The sequence below is a fragment of the Demequina sp. TMPB413 genome (genome assembly GCF_020447105.2).
Taxonomy (GTDB): domain Bacteria; phylum Actinomycetota; class Actinomycetes; order Actinomycetales; family Demequinaceae; genus Demequina.
In genome coordinates, this window is the sequence record NZ_CP096184.1 from 1,033,642 (window position 1) to 1,060,163 (window position 26,522).

General features: G+C 65.4%; 19 protein-coding genes. 10 read left to right on the plus strand and 9 right to left on the minus strand.

The features are described 5' to 3' along the window. Positions 1–56 precede the first annotated feature (56 nt). On the minus strand, positions 57–1,457 hold the full coding sequence (locus LGT36_RS05030; RefSeq protein WP_226097521.1) for an MFS transporter: 1,401 nt from the start codon (positions 1,455–1,457) through the stop codon (positions 57–59). Between the two features lie 81 nt (positions 1,458–1,538). On the opposite strand from LGT36_RS05030, the gene LGT36_RS05035 reads away from it, so the two are divergent. From LGT36_RS05035 to LGT36_RS05045, 3 genes are read left to right on the plus strand one after another with little or no spacing between them, the layout of a single operon-like run. Continuing rightward, a complete protein-coding gene (locus LGT36_RS05035) occupies positions 1,539–2,468 on the plus strand; it encodes an alpha/beta hydrolase (protein WP_226097520.1) in 930 nt (309 codons plus the stop codon). Beyond that, complete coding sequence (locus tag LGT36_RS05040; RefSeq protein ID WP_226097519.1) at positions 2,465–3,232, plus strand: glycerophosphodiester phosphodiesterase; 768 nt, start codon at positions 2,465–2,467, stop codon at positions 3,230–3,232. Before LGT36_RS05035 ends, LGT36_RS05040 begins: the two co-directional genes overlap by 4 nt. Beyond that, the gene (locus LGT36_RS05045; protein WP_226097518.1) at positions 3,229–4,026 is read left to right on the plus strand and encodes a gamma-glutamyl-gamma-aminobutyrate hydrolase family protein; all 798 of its coding nucleotides are present in this window, start codon (positions 3,229–3,231) and stop codon (positions 4,024–4,026) included. The genes LGT36_RS05040 and LGT36_RS05045 overlap by 4 nt, the downstream gene beginning before the upstream one ends. Here LGT36_RS05045 and LGT36_RS05050 read toward each other — a convergent pair. Continuing rightward, entirely contained in the window at positions 3,965–7,381 is a 3,417-nt protein-coding gene (locus tag LGT36_RS05050) for a proline dehydrogenase family protein (protein WP_226097517.1), read from the minus strand. The two genes, LGT36_RS05045 and LGT36_RS05050, sit on opposite strands and share 62 nt — an antisense overlap. A 101-nt stretch (positions 7,382–7,482) precedes the next feature. On the opposite strand from LGT36_RS05050, the gene LGT36_RS05055 reads away from it, so the two are divergent. After that, a complete protein-coding gene (locus LGT36_RS05055) occupies positions 7,483–8,406 on the plus strand; it encodes a LysR family transcriptional regulator (RefSeq protein ID WP_226097516.1) in 924 nt (307 codons plus the stop codon). Between the two features lie 58 nt (positions 8,407–8,464). Further along, positions 8,465–10,036: an SDR family NAD(P)-dependent oxidoreductase gene (locus LGT36_RS05060; protein WP_226097515.1), complete on the plus strand. Its 1,572-nt coding sequence runs from the start codon at positions 8,465–8,467 to the stop codon at positions 10,034–10,036. Here LGT36_RS05060 and LGT36_RS05065 read toward each other — a convergent pair. Both LGT36_RS05065 and LGT36_RS05070 read right to left on the minus strand, forming a co-directional pair. Continuing rightward, a complete protein-coding gene (locus tag LGT36_RS05065; protein WP_226097514.1) occupies positions 10,015–11,988 on the minus strand; it encodes an acyl-CoA dehydrogenase in 1,974 nt (657 codons plus the stop codon). The genes LGT36_RS05060 and LGT36_RS05065 overlap by 22 nt on opposite strands. Before the next feature lie 35 nt (positions 11,989–12,023). Next, positions 12,024–12,650, minus strand: coding sequence for a TetR/AcrR family transcriptional regulator (locus LGT36_RS05070; RefSeq protein ID WP_226097513.1), 627 nt, complete (start codon positions 12,648–12,650; stop codon positions 12,024–12,026). Between the two features lie 74 nt (positions 12,651–12,724). Here LGT36_RS05070 and LGT36_RS05075 point away from each other — a divergent pair, with 74 nt between their 5' ends. From LGT36_RS05075 to LGT36_RS05090, 4 genes are all read left to right on the plus strand, one after another. Beyond that, complete coding sequence (locus LGT36_RS05075; RefSeq protein WP_226097512.1) at positions 12,725–13,993, plus strand: acetyl-CoA C-acetyltransferase; 1,269 nt, start codon at positions 12,725–12,727, stop codon at positions 13,991–13,993. Beyond that, on the plus strand, positions 13,993–15,339 hold the full coding sequence (locus tag LGT36_RS05080; RefSeq protein ID WP_226097511.1) for a 3-oxoacyl-ACP reductase: 1,347 nt from the start codon (positions 13,993–13,995) through the stop codon (positions 15,337–15,339). The genes LGT36_RS05075 and LGT36_RS05080 overlap by 1 nt, the downstream gene beginning before the upstream one ends. Positions 15,340–15,401: 62 nt before the next feature. Beyond that, positions 15,402–16,208, plus strand: a complete 807-nt coding sequence (locus tag LGT36_RS05085) for a MaoC/PaaZ C-terminal domain-containing protein (protein ID WP_226097510.1) — start codon at positions 15,402–15,404, stop codon at positions 16,206–16,208. A 61-nt stretch (positions 16,209–16,269) separates the two neighbouring features. Then, positions 16,270–17,997 carry an AMP-binding protein gene (locus LGT36_RS05090; protein WP_226095175.1) on the plus strand — a complete coding sequence of 576 codons (1,728 nt, stop codon included), beginning with the start codon at positions 16,270–16,272 and terminating at the stop codon, positions 17,995–17,997. Positions 17,998–18,026: 29 nt separating this feature from the next. On the opposite strand, the gene nrdG is transcribed toward LGT36_RS05090, so the two are convergent. The 4 genes from nrdG to LGT36_RS05110 form a co-directional block, all read right to left on the minus strand. Further along, positions 18,027–18,584, minus strand: a complete 558-nt coding sequence (gene nrdG, locus LGT36_RS05095; RefSeq protein WP_226095176.1) for an anaerobic ribonucleoside-triphosphate reductase activating protein — start codon at positions 18,582–18,584, stop codon at positions 18,027–18,029. Positions 18,585–18,594: 10 nt separating this feature from the next. Beyond that, positions 18,595–20,823, minus strand: coding sequence for an anaerobic ribonucleoside-triphosphate reductase (gene nrdD, locus LGT36_RS05100; protein WP_226095177.1), 2,229 nt, complete (start codon positions 20,821–20,823; stop codon positions 18,595–18,597). 153 nt (positions 20,824–20,976) lie between these two features. After that, positions 20,977–22,065, minus strand: coding sequence for a hypothetical protein (locus LGT36_RS05105; protein ID WP_226095178.1), 1,089 nt, complete (start codon positions 22,063–22,065; stop codon positions 20,977–20,979). An 81-nt stretch (positions 22,066–22,146) separates the two neighbouring features. After that, positions 22,147–23,187 carry a GGDEF domain-containing protein gene (locus LGT36_RS05110; protein WP_226264691.1) on the minus strand — a complete coding sequence of 347 codons (1,041 nt, stop codon included), beginning with the start codon at positions 23,185–23,187 and terminating at the stop codon, positions 22,147–22,149. Between the two features lie 266 nt (positions 23,188–23,453). Between LGT36_RS05110 and LGT36_RS05115 the strand changes: the two genes are divergently transcribed. Beyond that, positions 23,454–25,196 (plus strand): DEAD/DEAH box helicase, encoded by a 1,743-nt coding sequence (locus LGT36_RS05115; protein ID WP_226264690.1) that lies wholly within the window; start codon positions 23,454–23,456, stop codon positions 25,194–25,196. 32 nt (positions 25,197–25,228) lie between these two features. Here LGT36_RS05115 and LGT36_RS05120 read toward each other — a convergent pair whose 3' ends face one another. Then, complete coding sequence (locus LGT36_RS05120; RefSeq protein ID WP_226095204.1) at positions 25,229–26,467, minus strand: MFS transporter; 1,239 nt, start codon at positions 26,465–26,467, stop codon at positions 25,229–25,231. Positions 26,468–26,522: the final 55 nt, after the last annotated feature.

The following is a 26,522-nucleotide window of genomic DNA, read 5'->3' on the forward strand; positions in this document are numbered from 1 at the left end:
ATGCGATCCCCTCGAGCGATGCAACGAGACTCAGCCCGCCTCTCTTCCCTTGCACGTCACAAGCGGGCAGAAGCACCGTCGTCGGCCGGGGTGCGCACCTGGGTGAGTAGCACCAGGCCCAGCAACACGACGAAGATCACGCCGAGCGTTCCCCAAATGGTCGCGCCCGTGATCCCGATCGTCAGCGCCCACATGCCGGGAGCGAGGAACGACGCAGCTCTGCCCGTCGTCGCGTACAGACCGAAGATCTCGGCCTCCCTGCCTTGAGGGCTCACGCGGGCGAGCAGTGACCTCGAGGCGGCCTGGGCAGGGCCAACGCAAGCGCTGAGTGCGAGACCGAACACCCAGAAGATGACAGCGCCAACTGCCTGGAGCGCCACCACAAGCACGCCGGAGGCGATGATCACCGACAGTGCGACCAGGATGACCCTGCGGGGGCCGATCGTGTCGTCAAAGCGGCCCGCCACCACCGTGGAGGCACCCGCGATCAGGTTCGCAGCGATCCCGAACACGATGACATTCTGGTCCGAGAACCCGAAAGACTTGGCGGCGATGATCGCGCCGAAGGTGAAGACTCCCGCAAGGCCGTCCCTGTACACGGCGGATGCCAACAGGAACCACAGCGTGGACCGCGCATGCTGCCAGAGGTCCTTGAGGTCATTCCACAGCACCACGTAGCCCTGGAAGAGTCCGACGGTGGGGCGATCGGCGCGCGGGGCTTCTGGCACGAACACGAAGACGGCCCAGCCGAACGCAACAGTCCAGACGGCGCAGCCGACGGCGATCAGGCGGTATGCCATGCCATTGGACGTATCCATCCCCCACCAGGCAGCGCCATCAGCGATGACGACGATCACCAGGGCCACAATCCCGCCCATGTAGCCAAGGCCCCAGCCGAGTCCCGAAACCCGGCCAACCGTCTTCGGCGTCGAGACTTGGACGAGCATCGCGTTGTAGTTGACTCCCGCGACCTCGCTCACGACCGTCCCCGCGGCGATCAGGCCAACACCGAGCCAGAAGTACGGCGGTGTTGCCTCCACGAAGAACAGGCCGAGCATGCAGGCCACCAACAATGCCGTGCTGACACCCAGCCACGCTTTGCGACGCCCAGATGCGTCGGCCCTTTGCCCCAGTACTGGCGCGACGAGCGCGACCACCACTCCTGCCAACGTGATTCCCCACCCAAGACTGCTGGTGAGGTGAGCGATCGCGGCGTCGTACTCGTCGTTTCCCTCGCCCAGGGGCACCAGATCGGGATCGATGAAGTTGTCAGACGTGAGGTACAAAGCCGTGAAGACGAACGTAATGATCACGGAGTTGAACGGCTGGGTCGCCCAGTCCCACAGCGCCCATGCCGCTACCCGAGAGCGTGGAATAGGGGCTGTCGCGTCCTCGCCGAATGGGGGCATCGCGTCGCGAACCGCGGGCAGGTCAGAAGGCTCGGCACCATTGCTCATGGACACAGTGTGCCCGGTCTCCGTGAACAAACGGTGGCCGCCCCGCTGCGAATCGGCGAACGGGGCCGCTACCCTGCGACGATGGGCGACATGGTGAGCCGTTGGGTGCCGGATATCCTCTCCGGCTTCGAACAAGCCTCCGTCGGTGCCGTCACGTTGGTGCGGCCCGTTCAGCAACCGCCCGCGCCCCGCAGCGTCGTGTTGCACGTGCATGGCTACAACGACTACTTCTTTCAGGACCATCTCGCCGCCGCGTTCGCAGATGCCGGTCACGCCTTCTATGCCGTGGACTTGGCGCGAGCCGGTCGATCCTTGAGACCAGGCGACATCCCGCACTTCATGAGCGACGTCTCAGAGCAGGCAGACGGCATCGCCGTAGCGGTGGCCGCCCTGGCCTCCCTCCACCCTGGGCTACCGCTTGTTGTCCATGCGCACTCGACAGGAGGGCTGGCAGCCGCCATCTGGGCCTCCGAGCTGCCGCACGACGCACTTGCCGCACTCATCCTCGACTCCCCCCTCTTCGGCACCATCTTGCGACCGTGGCAGCGTGTGCGCGGGCTCGCACTCCCGCTTGTCGCGGCGCGCAGCCCCATGACCATCGTCGCCGCCAAGCCGTCGATCTATGCCCAACGCCAACACGTCTCAGGAGGAGGCCGATGGCAGTTCGACCTCACGCTCAAGCGCCCGGAAGGGGTGCCCGTTCGCGCCGTGTGGTTGGCCGCCGCACGCCGGGCACGTGCGAAGGTCGCCGCCGGGCTCCACGTGGGCGTGCCCGTCCTGGTGGCGAGGTCGGATTCAAGCGGCCCTGACGTAGCGTCCAATCCCTTGCTCGATCAGCAGGACACGGTCATCGACGTCGCAGCCGTCGCCCAACTGGCTCCACGCATCGGCGACCGCGTCGATCAACTCGTCGTGCCTGGCGGAGTCCACGAGCTCTCCCTGTCTCAAGACGCACCGCGTGCCCTGTATCTAGAGACAGTGATGCAGTGGCTGGATACAGTTCTGCCATGAGCTCCCATCCCTACTTCGATACGGACGGCGCCATCGTCGCGCTCGCCCACAGGGGCTTCTCTCGCGAGGGACTCGAGAACTCGATGGCAGCCTTTCAGGCGGCCGTCGACTTGGGTTACCGCTACGTTGAGACAGACGCCCATGGCACGGTGGACGGCGTTGCGGTCGCGCTTCACGACGCTTCGCTCGACCGCACCACTGATGGCGCGGGGAAGGTGTCAGAGCTTCCGGTGAAGCGGGTCACGGCGGCGCTCATCGGCGGCAAGGAGCCAGTCCCGACGCTAGAAGAACTCCTAGGCACCTGGCCCCAGCTGCGCGTCAACATCGACGTCAAGGCCGAGTCTGGCATCGTGCCCATTGCGGAAGCGATCGAGAGAACCAAGTCTCACGACCGGGTGTGCCTCGCATCCTTCTCCACGGCAAGGCGGCGCGCCACCGCCGCCAGGCTCAGTCGCCCAGTCGCGACCTCTGCGGGCACGAGGGAGACTGCGGCGTTTGCTCTTGGCAGCGCAGCCCGCGCGAATGTGGCGGGAGCCCTCCGCGGCGTCGACGCTCTGCAGGTCCCTGTCACCGCCGGGCCTCTTCGGCTTGTCACTGCGAAAAGCGTGCGCGCGGCGCACGGTGCCGGAAAACACGTGCACGTGTGGACCATCAACGATCCGGAGCAGATGAACGCTCTTGTGGACCTTGGAGTCGACGGCATCGTGACGGATCGCGCCGATCTGCTCAAGGAAGTGCTGATGGCCAGAGGCAGGTGGGAGTGACGGATCAGCGCCTGCCCGTGATCGGCGTGAGCAGTTACCTCGAAAGAGCCGTGATGGGCGTCTTCGATGTGCAAGCGGTCTTCTTGCCGACGGCCTATATCGAGCCCATCCAGAAGGCCGGCGCTGTCATCGTGGTGCTTCCACCGCAGCGAGCGAACGATGGCGACGCGGACCTCGTGCTGGAGGGCCTCGACGGGCTGTGCCTCGCAGGCGGCTACGACGTCGATCCCGCCACGTACGCCAGGCCGCCCCATCCGCAGACGGATGCGCCGCGGCGTGACAGGGACGCATGGGAGTTCGCGCTGATCGAGGCCGCTCAGAGCAGGAACATGCCGTTGCTCGGGGTGTGTAGGGGGGCGCAGCTCCTCAACGTTGCGCGCGGAGGGACGCTCCACCAGCACGTGCCCGACGTCGTGGGCCATACCGGCTACCAGGGAAGCAACGGCGTCTTCGTCACGATGCCCATCACCGTCGTCCCCGACACCGTTCTCAGTCGCCTGCACCCTGCGCGCCGCGAAGTGCCCGTCTACCACCACCAGGCGATCGATCAGGTGGGTGCAGGCCTCACCATCTGCGCTTGGGGGGACGACGGCGTGGTCCAGGCCGTGGAAGATCCGGCGCTCGACTTCTGTGTGGCTACTCAGTGGCACCCCGAGCACGACGCAGGGTCGGCTCCCTTGTATGAGGGCTTCGTCGCAGCCGCGCGACTTTACGCCGCCAGGAGGCTTTCCCCTACAACGACCCGACGACCTGCTTCGCCGCCTCAAACGGCGTTCCGAAGCGGTGAGTCGTGATGGACACGGCCTGTTCCTTGAGGAACGGCATGAGTTCGAGCGCGGGACTACTCGTGACCCGTTGAGCGAAGACCGCCACCTCGCTCGTGCCGTGACCGTCGCGCTGCGCCGTTGCTACGAGCCGGATCCGGGCGCCCAGCCGCTGCCGTGCACGGCTCAAGCATTCCTCCCACGACTCCTCGAGGACCGCAATGCCCTCGGCCTTGAGGGCGTCGGCGAGGCCCTCCGGCACCGTCGAGGGGGCGGATAGCACGCCACTTCCACCGGCCCTGATGCGGGCCGCACACACCCTGATGAGTTCATCGACGGACCCAGAGCCGTCCCAATGGATGTCCGTGTTGGCGGGCGCGTACCGCAACACATTGGCTTCCGAGACGAGTCCCGTACGGTCGATCGCCTTGGAGAACTGGTCGTCCCAGGCTGCGGCATCGGCCGCGACAGCGGCCTGTACCCAGGAGGGCGCCTCGGCGTCCGTGAGGAACCTGCGAAGTCGGTCCTCGGTACTCAGGGAGGGGCCGCCGTTGATCGGTGCGGGAGCCCAGTCGGTGAGCGCGTGGAGATAGTGCGGCCCGCCAGCCTTGAAGGCGGGACCGACGATGGACCGCTTCCAGCCGCCGAATGGCTGGCGCTGGACGATGGCACCCGTGATGCCGCGATTGACGTAGGCGTTCCCTGCCTCGACGCGTTCCAACCAGGTCGCGATCTCCGCTGTGTCCAGCGAGTGAATCCCCGCCGTGAGCCCAAAGTCGACGCCGTTTTGAAGTGCGATGGCCTCGTCAAGGGTCGCCGCCGTCATGATCCCGAGCACCGGACCAAAGCACTCGGTGAGGTGAAAGAATGAACCGGGCACGACGCCTTGCTTCAGGCCCGGCGTCCAAGCCTTCCCCGCATCGTCGATCGATTCGGGCTCCACGAGCCAGCTTTCTCCCTCGTCAAGACTCGTGAGAGCGCGCCTGAGCTTGCCTGCGACAGGCTCGATGACAGGCCCCATCTGAGTCTCGAGGTCCCACGCTGGGCCCGACGTCACTGACGTGACGGCGTCGCGAAGTTGGGTGAAGAAACGGCGCGACGTCGCGGCGGATCCCACCGCGATCACCAAAGAAGCAGCGGAACACTTCTGGCCCGCGTGGCCAAAGGCAGACGCGACGACGTCCCTGACAGCGAGGTCGAGGTCGGCGCTTGGCGTCACGATGATCGAGTTCTTTCCGCTCGTCTCCGCGAAGAGGCGAAGATCGGGGCGCATGCCGAGGAACCGCTGCGCCGTCTCGTAGGCGCCCGTGAGGATGACCTGCTCGATGCGCTCGTCGGTGACAAGCCGCTCCCCCATCACGTCAGGGTCGATGTCGATGAGCCGGAGCACGTCGCGTGGAACGCCCGCATCCCACAGGGCCTGCGCGAGGACGGCGGCGCAGCGTCCCGACTGTTCGGCTGGCTTGAGAATGACCGCCGATCCAGCAGCGAGCGCCGCGAGGGTGGAGCCAGCAGGGATCGCGACAGGGAAGTTCCACGGCGGAGTCACGAGCGTGACGCGCCTTGGAACAGGGGTCGCACCTGGGGTCGCCCACAACTCAACGGAGCGCTCTGCGTAGTAGTAGGCGAAGTCGACCGCCTCTGACACCTCAGGATCGGCCTGCTCGAGGGTCTTACCAGCTTCGGACATCATCACTTCGATCAACTGGTCCCTGCGGGATTCCAGCGACTCCCCGGCGCGGCGGAGCACGGCGGCCCGATCGTGCGCTTCAAGAGACTGCCAGCCTGCGGCTCCGGCGTGCGCCGCCCCGATCTCCTCGTCGAGCCGCTGGCTTGAGTCGACCCTGGCGGCCCTCAGCACGGTGACTCCGAGCGTGGAGGCGGCGGCCCTCGCCGCGATCCCTCGCGCCCATTCCCTGTTCGCGGCCACGGCCGGGTCCGTATCTGGGGTGTTGGTGAAGACGGCGCCGTTCGCGGGGACGTCCTCACGGGGCGCGGCACGGTGCGTCGACTCCGCCCGCTTGCTCGCGAGTTCCCAGGACTTCGCGAAGCGCGCGCGCTCCGCCTCGAAGGCGTCCGCGCCCGACTCGCCGTCCATGTCGTACAGCGACGACAGGAAGTTCTGCTTACTGGCCACCTCTTCGAGCCTGCGCACCAGGTAGGCCAAAGCGACGTCGAACTCCCGCGGATGGACTACCGGCGTGTAGAGCCGCAAGGCGCCCACGTCACGCGCCACCGCTCGGGCGACGTGCTCGGCCATTCCTAAGAGCATCTCGAAGTCGACCGCGTCAGTCACCCCTCGCTCCACGGCGGTCAGGTGGGCATGGGCGATGTCGAACAGATTGTGTCCGGCGATGCCGACGCGCACGGCGGCAACGCGCTCGGGATCCAGGGCGTAGTCGATCAGCCGCTTGTAGTGAGCGTCAGATTCCGCCTTGGAGTGCCACGTTGCAAGCGGCCAACCGTGAATCTCCGCGTCGACGCGTTCCATCGACAGATTGGCACCTTTCACCAGTCTCACCTTGACGGGCGCGCCCCCGCGGGCAACGCGCTGCCCTGCCCACTCCTGGAGACGCTTCATGGCGTCCATCGAGTCCGGCAAGTAGGCCTGAAGCACAATTCCGGCGGTGAGAGGCGCAAACTCGTCGTCATCGAGCACGGTGGTGAAGACCGCCATCGTGAGATCGAGGTCCTTGTACTCCTCCATGTCGAGATTGATAAACACGTCGCCTGCCTGCACCGCTTCCCTGAACACGGGCCTCAGCGTGTCGGCGATGCGCGCGACGTTGCGCTCGAATGCCCACGGGCTGTGCGGTGCCACGGCGGCAGACACTTTGAGGGAGACGTAGTCGACGTCGCTCCTCCTGATCAGTTCCGTCGTGCGCTCGAGGCGCCTAGCCGCTTCCTCCTGCCCGAGCACCGCCTCGCCCAGCAAGTTGATGTTGAGCCGATGTCCTTGGGCCCGCAACCGGCTGAGGGCTGGGCCCAATCGCCTGGGAGTGGCGTCGACGACGAGGTGGGAGACCATGCGGCGCACGACGCGCCGCGCTATCGTCACGACGACACGCGGTACGAGTCGCGAGACCGCCGCGCCCAGCTTGAGCAGGGCGCGCTGGTAACCAGGCAGGAACTCACTTGCTCCGTACGCGATCGCTTGCAGGTTTCTGGCGGCCACCCGCTGGTCCTCTGGACGAATCACGCCATCGACAAACTGCGTGAGGAAGGGGAGCCCACCGTCCTGCCGGAGCAGGGACGCCAACAGCGACGCTGGCCCGCTCGTGGGATAGGCCCTAGAGGCCTCAAGCCAACGATGCACCAGCGCGGTCACGTCGTCAGTGGTGTGGCCGCTGTGCACCACGTGGTCGGCGTCGGGCGTCACGCGCATTCTGGCTCCTCTCGTGCCTTGGGGACAGTGTGCGCCTCGCAGACCATACGCACCAGTTCACGTTTCTGGTGACAACAGTGAAGTACTGCTTAACTGTAGGAATGCTTGAACTTAACGGACTGGCCATGCTGAGGGAGTTCGCTGCCAGGGGCACGCTCGCTGCGACCGCCTCGGCCATGGGCTACTCGGCGTCTGCCGTATCCCAACAGCTCGCAGCACTTGAGCGCGAGGCAGGCGTCGCCCTCACGGTCCGATCAGGGCGCCGCTTGCGGCTGACGCCTGCAGGAGAGCGGCTCGTCGTCCACGCCGACGCGGTGCTTGCGCGGCTGGAGGAGGCGCAGGTTGACCTTCGCCAGCACCATCACGCCCTGCGCGGCACCGTGAAACTCGCCGTATTCCAGTCCGCAGCGCTCGCGCTCGTCCCACCGGCCCTCAGGTCGCTCGCGACCACTCATCCTGAGTTGCGCGTCATGGTCACGCAATCGGAGCCGGGTGCGGCACTCGCAGATACCTGGGCTCGAGATTTCGACGTGGTGGTTGCCGAGGAGTACCCGCATCACTCCGCCCCGCACTACCCAGAGGTCGACAGGCGCCCGCTGGTGGTCGACGAGATCCGCCTGTGCGTTGGCGGGCCTTGGGCGGATGCAACCACCCTGCCCGCGGTGTCGGACGCCACCTGGGTGATGGAGCCGAAAGGCACCGCCACGCGCCACTTTGCCGAACAAGCGTGCAGGACAGCAGGCTTTGAGCCCGACGTACGCTTTGAAACGGCCGACCTTCAGGCGCACGTGCGCTTCATCGAGTCGGGACTTGCCGTCGGCCTCCTACCCGGTCTCATGTGGGGAAGAGGCGACCTGACAGCTTTTGCCAGGCCGCTCGATCCTCCCGCTCATCGCACGGTGTTCACGGCGACCCGGCGATCTTCTCGGCACGATGCGGCGATCGGCGCCGTGATCGCTGCCCTCGAGCGCGCTGCGCAGGACCTCAAGACGTTGGCGGGAACTTCTCCCCTTAGCGACCTGTAGACCTCGATGCCCCTAGCGCGAGCACGTCGGCCGCCAGGCCTTAGGTAGGCTCCTACGCGTGTCAGAACCCCCCGCCTCTCCCCCGGGCTCCACCGGCGGCATCGACCCGGATGACTTGGCCGTCGCCTTGAGGGTCCTGGGCCAGCTCCACGAGGTCGGTGAGGACCACCCCGACTTCGTGGCGGTGCGTCACGCGACGTCTCGTATGGTCAAGGCCGTTAAGCAGACCAGGCGGCGCGACAAGCGCGCGGCCATCGCCCAGGCGGACGGCGCGGTCGTGGCCGCCACCGCAACGGGCGCCCCCGACAGGATCGACGACGAGACACGCGGGCTGACGCTCACGGCGAGCGTCTCGGCGGCGATCGCCGGCACCTTTGTCAAGCCTCGCCCCTGCTACATCTGCAAGCAGAAGTACTCGGTGGTCGACGCCTTCTATCACCAGCTCTGCCCCGACTGCGCCGCCCTAAGCCACGCGAAGAGACACGCGCGCACAGACCTCACGGGCAAGCGCGCGCTGCTCACAGGAGGACGCGCAAAGATCGGCATGCATATCGCGTTGCGGTTGCTGCGCGACGGGGCTCACACGACCATCACGACTCGCTTTCCGCACGACGCGGTGCGACGATTCGCGGCGATGGACGATGCCGCTTCGTGGCTGCACCGGCTCACGGTGGTCGGAATCGACTTGCGCGACCCTTCCCAAGTGGTCGCGCTCGCAAAGACCGTTGCTGGCGAAGGCCCGCTCGACATTCTCATCAACAACGCGGCCCAGACGGTCCGCCGCTCCCCCGACGCCTACGCGCCGCTCGCCGACGCCGAGTCCGTACCGATCCCGCCGGGCCTGTGGGAAGAGGGCAGGGGGCCGCGCATGGTGACCCTTGGCCGCACCGCCGACCAGCACCCGCACGCGCTGCAGTCCTCGGTCGAGACTCACCCGTTGTTGGCCTCGGCCCACACCGCCGAGATGGGTACGCCCTCCCCTACGCCAACGCCGCACGCCAGCACCGTCGCGGGGATCAACGCCCAACGTCTCACCGACTTGGCTCTCGCACCCGGCTCATCATCACTCGCAAAGCTGGCGGACGGCAGCGCGATCGACGCCGGTGGGCTGATCCCCGACCTTCACGACACCAACTCGTGGGTCCAAGCCGTTGGCGACGTTGACGCCCTCGAACTGCTCGAGGTCCAGCTGTGTAACTCGACCGCGCCCTTCATCCTGATCAATCACCTGAGGGCCAATCTGGCAGCCGCCGCCTCGTCTGCCGCCAACGAGAACGGTCGTGCCTACGTCGTCAACGTCTCGGCGATGGAGGGTGTGTTCAGCCGCGGGTACAAGGGGCCGGGGCACCCGCACACCAATATGGCGAAGGCCGCCGTGAACATGCTCACGAGGACGAGCGCCCGGGAGATGTTCGAGGCGGACCGCATCCTCATGACCAGCGTGGACACCGGCTGGATCACCGACGAGCGCCCTCATCCCACCAAGGTGCGCTTGGCAGAAGAGGGCTTCCACGCCCCGCTGGATCTCGTCGATGGCGCCGCACGGGTCTACGACCCCATCGTGCGCGGCGAGGCAGGCGAGGACCTCTACGGCGTCTTCCTCAAGGATTACGCTCCGTCAGGCTGGTGAGCAGTAGCCTCCACGAGAGGCGCCGAAAGCCATGATGACGGCACTCCCATGCCCTCGACGAGCGCGAGTGAATGGGGCCGCAATTGACCGCACAGCGCATCGATCTGGTCGCCCAAGGCCTTCGACCTCGACGCGCTGATCCGATGGTGTTCAAGGAACCATGCGCGGTCGCCGTGAATGCTGTGGAGCGCATAGAGGCCACAGAGATTCTCCAGGACCTCCTTGGCGGCGTCGTCCTCGCACTGTGAGACGGCCTCCACGAAGGCGGCGAGCGTCACCTGCTCCATGTGCGCCCGCGCCACAAACTGCACGTGTGGTCCCAGTCGGTTGAAGGCCTCGAAGCCGTCGCCAGAGTCCTTGCGCGCCGCCCGCATCCGTCGAGCGAGCGACTCGAGCGAGTGGCGGGCCCTTTCCTCGAACATCAGCGCGTGCCATGCCTTGTCAACCACCGCCGTCTCTTCAGGCCGCCTCCTCACGGAGTTCGCCAACCGCTCGAAGGCAAGGTTCGCGGCGGTGCGCTCAAGCAGGGTCTCCCCCACCACCCTCGTGGTCTGCTGGACAACACCGGTGCGGTCCAGCGCGCTCCACTCCTGCGCGTAGTTGGTGAGCAGCCCCTTGGCGACCAACTGCATGAGCACCGTGTTGTCGCCCTCAAAGGTCGCAAAGATGTCGATGTCCTGGCGCAGTCCCGTGAGCCTATTCTCGCTCATGTAGCCGGCGCCACCGCAGGCCTCACGCGCCTCCTGGACCGCGTCGTTGGCAAACCAGGTGGTCATGGCCTTCAGTCCTGCGGCACGGGTCTCGAGCTCGCGCTGGTCCCTCTCGGTGTGTTCGCCTTGTCCCTGAACGTGCACGAGCGCCGCGGTCAGGTCGTTCTGTGCGAAGCCGAGCGCGTATGCCTTGGCAACCTTGGGAAGCAGCCGACGCTGGTAAGTCACGTAGTCGAGGAGCAACACCCCATCGGGTCGGCCAGCAGCAGGAAACTGGCGCCGGTTCATGCCGTGGCGCATGGCTATTGACAGGCCCCGACGCGCCCCGATCCCGCCCGCGGCCGCGATACACACCCTGCCACGCACGAGAGTGCCAAGCATGGTGAAGAACCTCTTGTTCTGGTCAGCGATGGCGGACCGATAGGTTCCCGTCTCGTCCACCCCGCCATAGCGGTCGAGGAGCATGCGCCTGGGCACCCTCACGTGATCGAACAAGATCGTGCCGTTGTCCACGCCCAAGAGGCCACCCTTGTGGCCCTGATCGCCGGTGGTCACGCCAGGGAGGTCGTGACCATCCTCGTCGCGAATGGGCACCAGGATCGTGTGGACCCCGTGACATACGCCGTCAACGGTCAGTTGGCCGAACACCGCTGCCATCGTGCCGTCGGCCGCAGCGTTGCCTATGTAGGCCTTGGCCGCGGAAGGCTTGGGCGAGTTCACGATGAACTCGTCGCTATCGCGGTCGTACACGATCTCCGTCTCAATGCTCGCCACATCGGAACCGTGACCCAACTCGGTCATGGCGAAGCCGCCCAACAGTTTCATCGACGTAATGTCCGGCAAGAAGGTGTCATGGTGCCAAGCCGTTCCGAGATTGGTCACCGCTCCCCCGAACAGCCCGAATTGCACGCCCGATTTGATGGTCACCGACATGTCTCCATGAGCGAGCATTTCGAAAGTCACCACCGCCGCGAGCGGATCGGCCGCTGCCCCTGCGCGCTGTGGAACTCCTGCGGAACCGAAACCAGAGGCCGAGAGCTCGTGGAGCCGCGCAAGGGTCCATTGCCGGGCGGTCGCCATGTCGAGCCCCGGTTTCATGTGCATGTTGGCAGCAGGGAATGCGCTCCGTGCCGCGGCCCGCTCCTCAGCGAAGTCGCCGTCGAGCGCGCGGCGCAACGCGGCGCCAAGGGTGGTGAGCTGCTCTGCGTTGTCGAGCTCCGTGGTTTCGTCGGTCAACGTCATTGTTGTTCCTCCGGTGTGTGAGGTTGAGGTGCTGGCTACTCCAGCGGGAGTGCTCCGGCGAAGGCTGGCGTGAACAGCCTGGTGATACGTTCGAGCACCACTTCACGAGGGGTATCTGGCTCAGAGGCCATCCAGTGATCGGCAGCGGCGCGCACAAAGCCTGCAAGGCCGTGACCCCAGGTCGAGGCGATCGCCGAGTCGATCCCCCTGTCATCGAGGTGCTCAGCGATCGCTTGCGCGACGTGAGCGCCGATCACATCAGGGAGGGCGCCCGCGGGGTCAATCACTCCTGCCGGCCCCGGCGCCGGACGTACCAAGACGAAGCGATAGATCTGGGGATCGCGCTCGACCAGGCTCAGGTAGGCGTCGGCAATGTCCGTGGCCAAGCGGCCGATGTCGGCCGCGTCCGTCAGTTGCAGCGCCGCGGTCATTCCCTCGTGAATGTTGGAGTGAACCTTCTCGACAACGGCGGCGTAGAGACCAGCCCTGTCACCGAAATGGCGATACAAGACCGTCTTGCTCACCCCTGCCTGGGCGGCGATATCGTCCATCCCCACGTCGGGCCCGTGAGCCCTAATGGCGCGCAGGGTGTCGGCGACGAGTTCGCGGCGCCTCGCGACGCGATGCTCCTCCCACCGGGTGTCCCTGCCATCAGTGCTCATGCGGTCATAGTACCCGTGTCTCACAGTATCTGCTACCGTGAGTTATAGGTAGTTCTCAACGACGAGGAGAAACCATGTCCCATGAAGCCGTTGTGATCGGCGGGAATCGCATCCCCTTCGCCAAGGCAGGCGGACGCTACGCAGAAGCCTCCAACCACGACATGCTGACGGCAGCCCTGGACGGCCTGACTGCACGCTTTGGCCTCAGCGGCCAGCGTGTGGGAGAGGTCGCGGCGGGCGCCGTGCTCAAACACGCTCGCGACTTCAACCTCACCAGAGAGGCCGTTCTCAGTTCGGCACTCTCTCCCCAGACGCCAGCGTGTGACCTGCAACAAGCGTGTGGCACCAGCCTCGAGACCACGATCTACATCGCCAACAAGATTCGCCTCGGGCAGATCGAATCCGGCATCGCCGCGGGCGTTGACTCGGCATCCGATGCCCCTATTGCGGTCAGCGAGCCGCTGAGGCGCATCTTGCTCAAGGCGAGCGCGGCACGGTCAGCGAAGGACAGGGTCGCCGCCCTGGCACGCATCCGGCCTTCGCACCTCGCTCCCGCCGCGCCGCAAGTGGCCGAACCGCGAACTGGCCTATCGATGGGCGAGCACCAGGCGTTGACCACCAAGGCGTGGGGCATTACGAGGGAGGCGCAAGACGAACTCGCCGCGGCTTCCCACCACCACCTCGCCGCCGCGTGGGACGAAGGCTTCTTCGACGACCTGGTGACCCCCTATCAAGGCGTCACCAAGGACGCGCTGCTGAGAGCCGATACCTCGGTGGAGAAGCTCTCTGCCCTCAAGCCCGTCTTCGGCGGACCAGAGGGCACCATGACAGCTGGCAACTCAACCGCGCTGTCCGACGGCGCCGCCGCAGTCTTCCTCGCAGACGCACAGTGGGCCGAGCGGAACCACTTCCCTGCTCTTGCCCGCATCGTTGACGCTGAAGTCGCGGCGGTTGACCACCCGTCGGGAGCGGATCTGCTCCTCGCGCCCGTCGCCGCTGCCGGACGCATCATGGCACGCCAGGGCCTCACGCTGGCCGACTTTGACTTGGTCGAGATACACGAGGCGTTCGCTTCGACGGTGCTCGCCACGCTGTCAGCATGGGAGTCGGACGAATACTGCCGCAGCGTCGGACTAGAAGGGGCCATCGGCACTCTCGACCGCTCCCGCCTCAACGTTGCCGGATCCTCGCTTGCCGTCGGCCACCCCTTCGCCGCCACGGGAGCTCGCATCGTGCCAACACTCGCCAAGTTGCTCCACCGCAAAGGACCGGGCTCCCGCGGCCTCATCTCCGTGTGTGCCGCCGGCGGGCTCGGCGTCGTCGCCATCCTGGAGGCCGTGTGATGACAACTCTCGAAAGAGTCTTCTACTCGTCACCAGGCCAGTCGCTCGCCAAGCGGGCGGGTTTGCCGCCGGCCCAGACCCTGCGCAGGGGCCGCAACTGGCCAGCAGGAGCGATCGTGCTGGCTTCCCTCGCGTCGGCCACGGCAGCGAGAGACGCTCTCGTCGGGCTTGGACTGGAATTCGACCACCCCGTGATCGACACCCCTGGCGACAAGCCCCCCGGCTACGGCTCGCGCATCGGCGCCATCGTCGTGGACGCCACCGAGGTGACCACCATCGACGGTCTCGAGGATCTCCGCGCGGTGCTGAGGCCAGCGGTGAGATCTCTCGAACCCTCTGGGCGAGTGATCATCCTTGCGCGTCCGGCTGCCGGCAACTGGGAAGCTCAAGCAGTGGCCCGCGCACTCGACGGCATCAACCGCACGGTGGGCAAGGAACTGCGCAAGGGCGCCACCGCCAACCTGGTGTATGTCGATCGTGGTGCCTCGAGCAACGATCTGACGTCAACTCTGTCCTTCTTGCTCCAGGGACGTTCGGCGTTCGTCGACGGGCAATCGTGGAGCGTCGGCGTTGGCGGCGTCGAGACGACCGCTGCCGAGCAGCCCCTCGCGGGCAAGGTCATTGTGGTCACGGGCGCCGCGCGAGGCATCGGCGCGTCGATCTCCAGGATCCTGGCGAGGGATGGCGCGACGATCGTGGCGGTCGACATTCCCGCGGCAGGACAATCTCTCGCTTCCGTTGCGAATGAGGTAGGTGGAACGGCGCTTCACCTTGACGTGACCGCGGCAGACGCTGGGGCAAAGATCGCGGCACACGTGGCAGAGCGAGGCTTGAGTCTCTACGGAATCGTTCACAACGCGGGGATCACGCGGGACAAGATGCTCGTCAACACCGATGCTGACCGGTGGGCGTCCGTGCTGCAAGTCAATCTCGCAGCCCAGTTGCGCATCAACGACGTGCTGCTAGATCCGTCCACAGAGGGAGGGCTGGGAGACAACGGCCGAATCGTGGGCATCGCGTCCACCTCTGGCCTTGCCGGGAACAAGGGCCAAGCGAACTACGCCGCGTCCAAGGCAGGCGTCGCCGGCCTGGTCGCGGCGATGGCCCCCGACCTCTCAGACCGCGGCATCACTGTCAACGCGGTGGCACCGGGGTTCATCGAGACCGACATGACGGCCCGCATTCCCTTTGTCCAGCGGGAGGTGTTTAGGCGCACCAACAGTTTGGCTCAAGGCGGCAACCCAGACGACGTCGCGGAGACGATCGGCTATCTCCTCGACCCGGCGTCGGCCGGGGTGTCAGGACAGGTGATCAGGGTGTGTGGCCAGAACCTGGTGGGTGCGTGATGGTGCGGGATGTCGAGACACTCGCCGCCCCTCCACGGTTGGCCCCAGCCTTCGCTCGCTCCTTGATTCCGCGCCCGCGTCGCGGCCAACCACGAATCCCCACGCGAACGGCCGTCATCGAAAATCTCACCCAGGATCGCGCCCGGCTGGCCGCGTATGACAGGCTGACGGGCTTCCCGCTGCGTGACAGTGTGCCTGCCACGTGGCTGCACGTCCTGACTTTCCCGCTCCACATTCACCTGCTGTCCGACCCGGAGTCGAGCGTTCGGCTCTTGGGGGCTGTGCACGTCAGCAACAGGATGACTCTGCACCGGCCGGTCGGCGTGGAAGAACGCCTCACCCTCGCGGTCCACCTCGACTCGCTCAGGGCTCACTCCCGTGGAGCACTTGTCGACCTCATTGGCGAAGTGGCGGTGGACGGAGAGACGGTGTGGGAAGGAGTGAGCACCTATCTCGCCCAGGGCGTTTCCGTCGACGGCGAAGCGGAGAGATCAGAGCGCCAAAGCTTTGAGCCGGGAACCCCGCAAGCCATCTGGAAGCTACCGGTGGGGCTAGGTCGCCAGTATCGGCACGTCTCAGGTGATCCCAATCCCATTCACACCAGCAGGATCGCAGCCAGGCTCTTTGGCTTCCCGCGGCCCATCATTCACGGCATGTGGACCCATGCTCGCGCACTCGCCGCGATCGAGTCACGATTGCCACCCGCTTATAGTGCAAAGGTGGCCTTCACGAAGCCGATCCTGCTCCCCGCGGCCGTCGGCTTGGTCACGGCGCCGACCTCCACCGGGTTCACGGCGGCCGTGACCGACCGATCAGGAACAAAGCCCCACCTGCTCATGACCGTCGACGGCGAGCCGCCTGGCGCTTGAGACCCCACGTCCCGCACAATCCCTCTACCCCATGGATCCATCAACGAGGATGGTGAAGACAATGACAACCCCCACGCAATTGCCGAGCAATGACCCCGTCGGAAGTGAAGACCGTCCCTGGTTCAACTTCTATGCCCCCGAAGTAGCGCGCCGCGTCCCTGATCTCACGGAATCATCGCTCTCCGACATGCTCCGCGACACGGCCGAGCGGCATCGAGACGCGGTCGCGTTCTCCAACATGGGCGGCACGCTCAGTTTCAACGACGTCGACCGACTCGCGACCCAGTTCGCGGCGTTTCTGCAGAGCGAGCTTGGGCTTGGCAAAGGCGACCGGATCGTGATCCAGATGCCCAACTTGCTGCAGTACCCCGTCGCGTTGTTCGGGGCTCTGCGCGCCGGGCTCATCGTCGTCAATGCCAACCCCCTCTATACCCACCACGAACTGGCCCGAGTCGTAGCAGACTCCCAGCCTCGCGCGATCGTGGTGCTGGCTAACTTCGCCGACAAGGTCCAGCGGGTGTTGCCTGGCAGCACGATCGAGCACGTGGTCGTGACGCAAGTGGCCGACCTGCTGCCCCAGCCACGACGTAGCGTCATCAACTTTGCCGCCGCGAAGATCAAGAAGATGGTGCCTGACTTCGACATCCCAGATGCCGTCACTTTCACCGCCGCCCTCGACCGCGGCAGCCGAGCTGACTTCATTGACCCTGCCGTCCAGCCCTCCGACATCGCGTTCCTGCAATACACCGGAGGAACAACAGGCGGGCCAAAGGCCGCCGTGCTGACGCATTGGAACCTGCTCAACAATCAGGAACAGTTCATGGGGCAGGTGCGCAACACGCTCGGCGAGGAGCGCCAGTCAACCGTCATCGCCGCCCTCCCGCTGTACCACGTGTTCGCGCTCACCGTGAACTGCCTGGGCTTCTTCCGCTTTGGTGCCCACAACGTGCTCATCACCAATCCCAGGGACTTGAAGGGTTTCGTCAAGACCCTCAAGAAGTCACGTCCTGACGGCCTCATCCTGGTGAGCACGCTTGCTGGCGCGCTCCTTGATGCCCCCGGCTTTTCGGGAGACGATTTGCGCGATTGCCGCATCACCGTCGCAGGAGGAATGGCCGTTCGTTCTTCCGTTGCCGAGCGATGGAAGGCCGCCACAGGGGCAGACATCATCGAGGGCTACGGACTCACCGAGGCCTCCCCCGTTGTCAGCGTGAACCCCACGCACATGCCCCCTCGCGTGGGAACGATCGGCGTGCCTTTGCCTTCGACGGACGTCCAGATTCTGGACGACGAGCGGCGGCCGGTTCCCCATGGCTCGCCCGGCGAGCTCGCTGTCAAGGGACCTCAAGTGATGCAGGGCTACTGGAACAGGCCAGAAGAAACCTCGGCATGCCTCACCGATGACGGCTGGCTGCTCACCGGTGACATCGCGGTGCTGTCGGAGGACGGCTTCTTGAGCATCGTCGACCGCAAGAAGGAGATGATCCTCGTCTCCGGCTTCAACGTGTATCCCGCCGAGATCGAAGAGGCGGCGATGCTTCATCCTGGAGTCGCCGAGGCTGGCGCGATTGCCGTGCCCGACGAGCACTCCGGGGAACTGCCCAAGCTCTTTGTTGCACGGCGCGACCCACACCTGACGGAAGACGCGCTCAGGGCGCACCTCAAGCAACACCTCGCAGGGTACAAACGTCCGCGCTACATCGTCTTCCTTGAAGAATTGCCCAAGACGAACGTCGGCAAGGTGTTGAGACGCGCCCTCGTGGACGCCGAGAACGCCGGGCCGCGGTAGCCGCCGTCACTCGCAGGCCTTCCCGACGTTCAGCCCTCGGTACGCAGGGTGGCGACGCCGGTGGCGAGCGACTCCCTGGCGTTGAGCACCCTTTGGTTGCGGCTGCCGCGAAACGCGAGCGTCAGATCCTTCTGTGACTCCTCGAAGCGCCCCTCGCACAGCACGTCGACTTCACCCAGCAACGCCCGTTTGTCGTCGGAGTCCGCCATGAGCTCCTCGAACGTGTAGCCGGTCCAGCACCACACGTCTTTGGTCCTTCCAAACTGGGCGCGCAGCCTGCTTACTACCTCAAGGCACACCTGCGTATTGAGGAAGGGCTCGCCGCCCAGCAGAGACAAGCCCTGCACCGACTCGTGCGCGAGGTCCGCCATGATGCGGTCGCCCAACTCGTCGGAGTACGGCTCGCCCAACCGGAAGCTCCACGCCCTCTCGTTGAAGCACCCTTCGCACTTGAACAGGCAGCCCGCCACGTACAGGCTGCACCTGACGCCCTCGCCGTCCACAAACGAGAAGGGTTTGTAGTCGGCCACATAGCTGTGACTGACCTTCTCGGCCTGCCACAGGCGCGGAATCGGTGTCAGTGGCATGGCTCTACGCCTAGTCGAGCGCGGACAACGGCACGCGCACGTCGTTGGACATGTGCTTCACGCGGGCCGAGATCTCGGTGTGACGCCCGTGCACCATCGGCCTTTGCTGAGGGTTGCCGAGGTAGCCGCAGGTGCGCTTGACGACGTCGCATGTGCGCGGGTCTTCGTTGCCGCAAGAGGGGCAGGCGAAGCCACGCGCGGTCGGGTTGAAGTCGCCAGCGAAGCCACACGCATAGCAGCGATCAATGGGCGTGTTCGTTCCGAGGTAGCCGACGCGGTCATACGAGTAATCCCACACCGCCTCAAGCGCCTTGGGGTTTTGTTGGAGCACGGGGTACTCGCAATAGTGGATGAAGCCACCGGAGGTGTACGGGGCGTACTCCGCCTCGAAGTCGAGCTTCTCAAAGGGCGTCGGGTTCTTGCGCACGTCATAGTGGAAACTGTTGGTGTAGTAGTCCTTGTCCGTGATGTCGGCGACGGAACCGAAGCGCTCCTTGTCGAGCCTGCAGAACCGGTCGGTCAGGCTTTCGCTTGGCGTGGAGTAGACGCTCACTTGATAGCCAGACTCGGCGGTCCATTCCTTAGCGTGGGACTGGAGCGACTCCAAGACGCTGAGCGTGAACTGCTTCGCATCGGGGTTGCCCTCCCAAGCGGCTCCATAGAACGCGGTCGCGACTTCGTAGAGGCCGATGTAGCCGAGGGAGACCGTCGCGCGGCCCCCGCGGAACAGGGTGTCGACCTTGTCGAGCGGCCCTAGTCGCTTGCCGAAGGCGCCGTGCACATACAGGATGGGCGCGTTGCCAGGCGAGGCCTCCGTGCACCGCTGGACGCGGTACATCAGGGCGTCGTGCATCGTGGCCAGTCGCTCCTCGAGCAGCGCCCAGAACACGCCAGGGTCGCCCTCAGACTCGAGCGCGATCCGAGGCAGGTTCAAGGTGACCACGCCGAGGTTCATGCGCCCCTCGACCGAGTCGTCTCCGTCCTCGTCTTCCCAGCCCTGGAGGAACGAGCGGCAGCCCATCGGCGCCTTGAAGGAGCCGGTGATCTCGACGATCTTGTCGTAGTTGAGCACGTCGGGGTACATGCGCTTGGTCGCGCATTCCACGGCAAGTTCCTTGATGTCGTAGTTGGGATCGCCCGCCTTGCGGTTGAGGCCCTCCTTGATGGTGAACAGGAGCTTGGGGAAGATCGCCGTGCGGCCCTCGCTGCCGAGGCCGCGCAAGCGGATCTGCAGGATCGCGCGTTGGATCTCCTTTTCGTACCAGCCAGTGCCGAGTCCGAAGCCGAGCGAGGTGAACGGCGTCTGCCCGTTGGAGGTGAACAGCGTGTTGATCTCGTACTCAAGCGATTGCATCGCGTCATAGATGTCCTTGCGCGTCTTTTCCTTCGCAAACTCGCGTTGGCGCTCGGGGTCCTCGATCCACTCGAGGGCATCGGCCTCGTGCTTCGCGAAGTTCATAGCCGCGTAGGGGGCAAGAAGCTCGTCGATGCGGTTGACGGTGCAACCGCCGTATTGGCTTGAGGAGACGTTCGCGATGATCTGAGAGATCTGCGCCGTCGCGGTACCGATCGATCGCGGGGTATCGACCTGGGCGTTCCCGATGCGGAAGCCCTTTGACAGCATCGACTCGAAGTCGATGAGGCAGCAGTTCGTCATCGGTGCATAGGGGTGATAGTCGAGGTCGTGGTAGTGGATGTCACCCTTTTGGTGAGCGTTGGCCACGTGAGCAGGCAGCATGCGGAGGCCGATCGCCTTGCCCACCGTGCCAGCGGTCAGGTCGCGCTGAGTGTTGAAGACCTCTGCATCCTTGTTCGCGTTTTCATTGACGACGCTTGAGTCCTTGTCGAGTAGCTTGACGATCGAGTGGTTCAGGTCTGTCGCCTTGCTGCGAGCGAAGTCCCTCTGCACCCGGTAGTCGATGTAGGCCTGAGCGACCTCGTACTCGCGCGCCTCAAGCAACACGTGCTCGACGACAGACTGGATCTCATAGATCTTGACCTCGCCGATGTAGCGCTCGGCCAGTTCCTTGTCCACCCGCTTGACCAACTGCTCGATCGAGCGCCGATGCATGGCGCCCAACTCGCCGTGCACCGCTTCGAAGGCCTTCGTGAGGGCCGCGCCGATGCGGCTGTCATCGAAACGCAGCGTGCGCCCATCGCGCTTCACGACCGACACCGTCGGCCGCTGTGCCGCGGCTGGAGCCTGCTGGCCTGCGTGGTCAAGGTTGGTGATGCTCATCGCTCTCCTCCGTGTGTGGATCCGCCTCGGGGGTTCGCCTCCGCGTGCAGCCTGCCGTGCCGTCGAAACACTACATATAGTGCGTTTGGCGGTAGAGCAACACTAGATCTGGTGAGCGAGAACGATTGGGCCCTTGGTCCCTGGCGCCGGCTATCAGCGAGCGACCGCGCCCTCCGCGACACCGTGAATGCGCAGGCCAAGAAGGGGATCGAACATCGCACCCGTCGCGCTCATCACCGCGTCAGCACCGGCGTGTCGCATCGCGGCGTAGTCCTCCTGGGTCCGCACGCCCCCGACTCCGACGATCTCAAAAGAACTGCCTCCGCGATCGCGCAGCACCGCCAATCGCTCCGTCATTTCCAGCCCGGCCCAAGCGATAGCTGATCCGCACACCCCGGCCACCTCACGACCCTCGCCGGGGAGCGCCTGCCCGCCTTCTGGATTGACAAGCTTCGCGGGAATCGTATTGACGGCGGCGTATCCCTGAACGATGCCGCGCGTGGCAGCAACAAGGCGGGCAAGCGGCGGGTCCTCCTTGAAGTACGCCAGCTTGAGAATCAACGGCAGATCACCCACCGCCTCCTTGATAGCGTCGACAATGCGCACCACCATCGCAGTGTCGAAGCACAGGAGGTCGGCAGCGCCTTCGTTCGGGCAACTGAGGTTGAGCTCAAGTAGCCGCGCGCCCGTCTCGGCCACGAGCGTGGCGGCGCGGACGTGATCCGCCACATACGCGGCCTCCCTGTCCACCGCGTTGGCCGCCGGTTTGGTTCCTTGGAAGGAGCCAATGAGCACTTGACCAGGGCCAGCCGAGCGCACTGCGGCCGCCATGTCCGGCTGCCATTCGTCCGGATCACGAGAAGGCACCCCGAAAGAGTTGGTGATGCTCGCTACATGACGGAAGTCGTCGTCAGCGAGCACCGGCTGCTGGGCGCGTTCGGGGGTAAGCGGCCCCTCAACGTGCACCGAGAGCGTGTTGGGGAACGGGTGTGCGGCGTGTGCCCTCGTCCTGACGGTCTTGTACACATTGACGTCGTAGCCGTGTCGGAACGCGGCGGCGCAGAAGGCCGCGTTCAGGAGCGGGCCCGCAGGAATCCCAAAAGGTCGGTCAACGTATTGCCCCAGAAAGCGCGCGCCCGCATTTCCGGCGCGCACGTAAGGCGAGGGCTCGCGGAACACCCCAAAGGGGCCGTTCGCGTAGTTGTCCTCGTAGGTACGCAGCGGGTCATAGAACGGAACCATTTGACACGACGCTATGCGCAATCGCTTGGCTACGGCCGGGACGTCTGGCACCCCGTTTGAGCGCCGCACCTTTGGGCTGGCCTACGTGCGTCCGTCGTGCACCGCTGCGCGGGCCCTTCCCTCACGCTTCGCCCTGTACATCGCGGCGTCAGCGGCCTGAATTCCATCGTCGATGGTCATGTCGCTTGTGAGAACTGCCACGCCATAGCTCACGGTGGGGATGTGTTCGCCCGCTTGCGCCGCGCCTTCGAAGGCCGCGTTGATGGCGCCGATCAAGGCCAAGGCTGCGGCGTTGTCGGCATCTGCGATCAGCAAGACGAACTCCTCGCCACCGAATCGCGCGGCGACGTCGCGCTCCGACAGCGTCGCAGCGACCGCCGACGCAAAGGCAACCAGCACGTGATCGCCATAGGCGTGACCGAAGCGATCGTTGATGTCCTTGAAGTGGTCGATATCCGCCACCACCACAGCCGGTACCGCCCCCGCCGTGCGGGATGCTCCCACGGTGGCGTGAGCTCGATCGACAAACGCACCCCGGTTAAGCATTCCCGTGAGGTCGTCAGTCAGCGCCTTCGTGCGCCAACCCTTCTCGATCTCAAAGTGGCTGAGGGCCGTGACGGTGTACGAGACCACCACAAGGAGCAAGAGGATGAGAAACGTCGTGCTTCGCGGCCCCACCCACGTCACGTAGAAGTCTGCGTCCGGTCCGATGGTGAGGTAGGCCACCACCCTGATTCCGTAGAAGAGCGTGGCCACGACCGAGGCGACGGCCAAGACAGCAATGGCGGTGAGCGCCTCGCCCCATACGCCGTTGTCCTCTCGGCGAGCACCGAGTCGGTGCGCGACGATCAATTCCCGAGCCGACAGACCGAGCATCGCCCCCATCCCGACGAGGAGGCCAAGCCCTCCGGGCCACGCAGCCTCTTGCGGGTACTCCCACCACGAGATCAGGCCGAAGGCTGTGCCAACCCCCACGGGAACCCGCCACGGCGTCGGCAATCCCCGCAATGAGCGTGCCGCGAGCCACACGCACGCGGCTCCAGCGACAGCGGCACCGTTGCCAAGAGCGGCGGCGATCCTCGGCGCGGTGCCCTCCCCCACGACATAGGCAGCTGTGCCCATGGCTGAGCAGGCAACGACGGCTCCCCACCACCCCGCGAAGCGCGAACGGGTCGGCCGATAGGTACCAACGAACACCAGAACAAACACGCAGGCAGCCACCGCAGCCTGCACCCCCCTTAGGGTCTCAATGTCGCCCACAAGACGAGCCTAGGGCCACAACAACGCCCGCTGCGCAAGGCCGCAACAGGTGCGCGTGAGACCACGTCGGCGAGCTCCAGCGAGGCGCGCCGCCCCCGAGAGACCCGAACAGGGCCTACCGTTGTCTCATGCCCTCGTCTTCTTTGCCGGATACAACTCCGGAATCTGGCCCAGCGTTCACCGACCTCGGACTCGACCCCGCGGTCCTCAAGTCACTCAAGGACGTCGGCTACGAGACCCCCTCTGCCATTCAGGCGGCCACGATTCCACCGTTACTTGCTGGCAGGGACGTGATCGGTCTCGCCCAGACGGGAACGGGAAAGACCGCCGCCTTCGCGCTACCGATCCTGTCGAGGCTTGACCACTCACAGAAGAACCCCCAAGCACTCGTCCTGGCGCCCACGCGGGAGTTGGCGCTGCAGGTGTGCGAGGCCTTCGAGAAGTACGCCTCGCACACCAAGGGTGTCCACGTGCTGCCTGTCTATGGCGGCCAAGGCTACGGAACCCAACTGTCGGCGTTGCGGCGTGGCGTCCACGTGGTGGTGGGCACGCCTGGCCGCATCATGGACCACCTCGAAAAGGGCACCCTTGACCTGTCGGAGCTGAAGTATCTGGTGCTCGACGAGGCAGACGAGATGCTGAAGATGGGCTTCGCGGAAGACGTCGAGACCATCCTCGCGCAGACGCCAGCAACCAAGCAGGTGGCGCTGTTCTCGGCGACGATGCCTTCCCAGATTCGCAGGCTGTCAGCGAAGTACCTCAAGGACCCTGAAGAGATCACGGTCAAGCAGAAGACGACCACCTCAATCAATCTTTCGCAGCGCTACCTCGTGGTCTCGTATCCCCAGAAGGTTGATGCGCTCACGCGCATTCTCGAGGTCGAGAACTTCGAAGCGATGATCGTCTTCACACGAACCAAGAATGAGACAGAGACGCTCGCAGAGAAGCTCCGCGCGCGCGGCTACGCAGCCGCCGCCATCAGCGGCGATGTGGTGCAGGCGCAACGAGAGCGCACCATCAAGCAACTGCGCGACGGCAAACTCGACATCCTGGTCGCGACCGATGTGGCGGCGCGTGGACTCGACGTTGACCGCATTAGCCACGTGGTCAACTTCGACATCCCGATCGACACTGAGTCCTACATTCACCGGGTCGGACGCACGGGTCGCGCCGGCCGCAAGGGCGATGCGATCAGTTTCGTGACCCCGCGAGAGCGCCGCTTGCTCACGTCTATCGAGCGCGCCACGCGGCAGCCGCTTACCCAAATGCACCTGCCGAGCGTTGACGACGTCAATGCGACACGCTTGACGCGATTCGATGACCGCATCACCGAGGCGCTGAGCCAGGTGGAACGTATTCAGGCGTTCAGGGACATCGTGGGCCACTACGTGGAGCATCACGATGTGCCTGAGGCGGATGTTGCCGCGGCGTTGGCGGTCGTCGCGCAAGGCGAGACTCCCCTTCTGCTCGACCCAGCCGAGGAAGTCAAGGCACCCCAGTTTGCTCCCGAGCGCGACCAATCATCTACGCTCTCGCGCCACCACGACGCCCCCAAGGGCGAGCGGTTCCGCCGTGAGGCCTCTGGCCCGATGGCCACGTACCGCATCTCTGTGGGCAAGCGCCACAAGGTCGAGCCACGCCAGATCGTGGGAGCCATCGCGAACGAGGGCGGCCTCAGTCGTGGCGACTTTGGCGCCATCAAGATTCACCCTGACTTCTCCCTGGTAGATCTGCCCGCCCAACTCCCGCAAGAGACGCTGCGCAAACTGGCCGGCACGCGCATCAGCGGCAAGCTCATCGAGATTCGACCCGATCAAGGGCCGATGCGGGGTCGGGCTGCCGCGCCAACGCGCAAGCCGCGTCGCTCGTAGACCCGGTTGCTTCGCCGGGGCGACGCCTCTCGCTAGCCGACAGGGATCGCGAGTTCGTCGCGAGGAGGGGGCTGCGATTGTCGCCTCGTCACCATCCAGCCGGCAAGGGCAAAAACCGAACCTGGCACACAAAGGGCCAAACCGAGCCAGGTGGGAGCGACGTAGCCGAGCCCTGCCGCGATCACCGCGCCGCCCAGAGCGGCGCCAAGGCTGTTGCCGATGTTGAGCGCGGAGTGGTTGACGGCAGCCGCCAAGGTCTGGCTGTCTCCAGCAACGTCCATGAGCCGAGTCTGAATGGCTGGCGCGAGCGCTTGGGCCGAACCACCCACGAGGAACACGCCGATGAGCAGACCCGGCACGGTATGAGCGGTGAGCCCGAGGAAAGTCAGCGAGATCGCAAGGGCGCCAAACAGGAGGAAGATGGCGCGGACCGCTCCCCTGTCGGCCAGCCTGCCTCCACCAAGGATGCCGATGGTCGTTCCGACGCCCAACACCATGAGCACGACGGGCACGAAACCGCTCGAGGCGCCCGCCACCTCGGTCGATAGCGGCGCCACGTAGCTGTACACGGCGAAGAATCCTCCAAAACCGAGGGACCCCGTGAGGAGCGCAAACCACACCGCAGGCCGACGGAAGGCGAGCAGTTCCCGGCTGATGGTGGCCCTGGGATCACCTTGGCTGCGCGGCACGAAGGCCGCGATGGCGAACGTGGTCACCGCGAAAAGTGCCGCGACGACGAGGTAGGCCCAGCGCCACCCGACTTGCTGACCGACGAACGTGATGGTCGGCACTCCCACGACACTCGCGATGGTGAGGCCGACGAGCACGGAGGCGACAGCCTGGCCGCGCTTCTCGGGACCCATCAGGCGCGCGGCAACGAGCGCTGCCACTCCAAAGAAGGCTCCGTGACCAAGACCGGAGACGAACCGAGCGGCGACGACGGTCTCAAAGGTTGGCGCCACTGCCGAGGCGACCGAGCCAAGCGTGAATCCAAGAGCGAGAACGATGAGCAGCGATCGGCGGGGAAAGCGCGCCGACGCTGCAGCAATGGTCGGCGCTCCGACGACAACGCCGATCGCATACGCGGTGATAAGCCAACCGGCCTTCGCGATCGCCGCCTCTGAATCGACGAGCGACAGTTCTTTCAAGAGGTCGCTGGATATCTCTGGCAGGAGGCCCATCGCGATGAACTCGGTGGCTCCGATGGAGAAACCGCCAAGAGCGAGAGCAAAGATGGCAAGTCGTGCGCGGGTGGCGGTCAGTTCAGTCATGTCACCCAGAGCCTATGCCCGCCGAGGCAACGAACGCACACGTCGCCGCCTCGCC

Excerpts from the sequence above, each read along its gene's own strand:
- LGT36_RS05030 (WP_226097521.1), bottom strand. The coding sequence starts at position 1,457 with ATGAGCAATGGTGCCGAGCCTTCTGACCTGCCCGCGGTTCGCGACGCG.
- LGT36_RS05035 (WP_226097520.1), top strand. The coding sequence starts at position 1,539 with ATGGGCGACATGGTGAGCCGTTGGGTGCCGGATATCCTCTCCGGCTTC.
- LGT36_RS05040 (WP_226097519.1), top strand. The coding sequence starts at position 2,465 with ATGAGCTCCCATCCCTACTTCGATACGGACGGCGCCATCGTCGCGCTC.
- LGT36_RS05050 (WP_226097517.1), bottom strand. The coding sequence starts at position 7,381 with ATGCGCGTGACGCCCGACGCCGACCACGTGGTGCACAGCGGCCACACC.
- LGT36_RS05055 (WP_226097516.1), top strand. The coding sequence starts at position 7,483 with ATGCTTGAACTTAACGGACTGGCCATGCTGAGGGAGTTCGCTGCCAGG.
- LGT36_RS05065 (WP_226097514.1), bottom strand. The coding sequence starts at position 11,988 with ATGACGTTGACCGACGAAACCACGGAGCTCGACAACGCAGAGCAGCTC.
- LGT36_RS05070 (WP_226097513.1), bottom strand. The coding sequence starts at position 12,650 with ATGAGCACTGATGGCAGGGACACCCGGTGGGAGGAGCATCGCGTCGCG.
- LGT36_RS05075 (WP_226097512.1), top strand. The coding sequence starts at position 12,725 with ATGTCCCATGAAGCCGTTGTGATCGGCGGGAATCGCATCCCCTTCGCC.
- LGT36_RS05080 (WP_226097511.1), top strand. The coding sequence starts at position 13,993 with ATGACAACTCTCGAAAGAGTCTTCTACTCGTCACCAGGCCAGTCGCTC.
- LGT36_RS05090 (WP_226095175.1), top strand. The coding sequence starts at position 16,270 with ATGACAACCCCCACGCAATTGCCGAGCAATGACCCCGTCGGAAGTGAA.
- nrdG (WP_226095176.1), bottom strand. The coding sequence starts at position 18,584 with ATGCCACTGACACCGATTCCGCGCCTGTGGCAGGCCGAGAAGGTCAGT.
- nrdD (WP_226095177.1), bottom strand. The coding sequence starts at position 20,823 with ATGAGCATCACCAACCTTGACCACGCAGGCCAGCAGGCTCCAGCCGCG.
- LGT36_RS05105 (WP_226095178.1), bottom strand. The coding sequence starts at position 22,065 with ATGGTTCCGTTCTATGACCCGCTGCGTACCTACGAGGACAACTACGCG.
- LGT36_RS05110 (WP_226264691.1), bottom strand. The coding sequence starts at position 23,187 with ATGGGCACAGCTGCCTATGTCGTGGGGGAGGGCACCGCGCCGAGGATC.
- LGT36_RS05115 (WP_226264690.1), top strand. The coding sequence starts at position 23,454 with ATGCCCTCGTCTTCTTTGCCGGATACAACTCCGGAATCTGGCCCAGCG.
- LGT36_RS05120 (WP_226095204.1), bottom strand. The coding sequence starts at position 26,467 with ATGACTGAACTGACCGCCACCCGCGCACGACTTGCCATCTTTGCTCTC.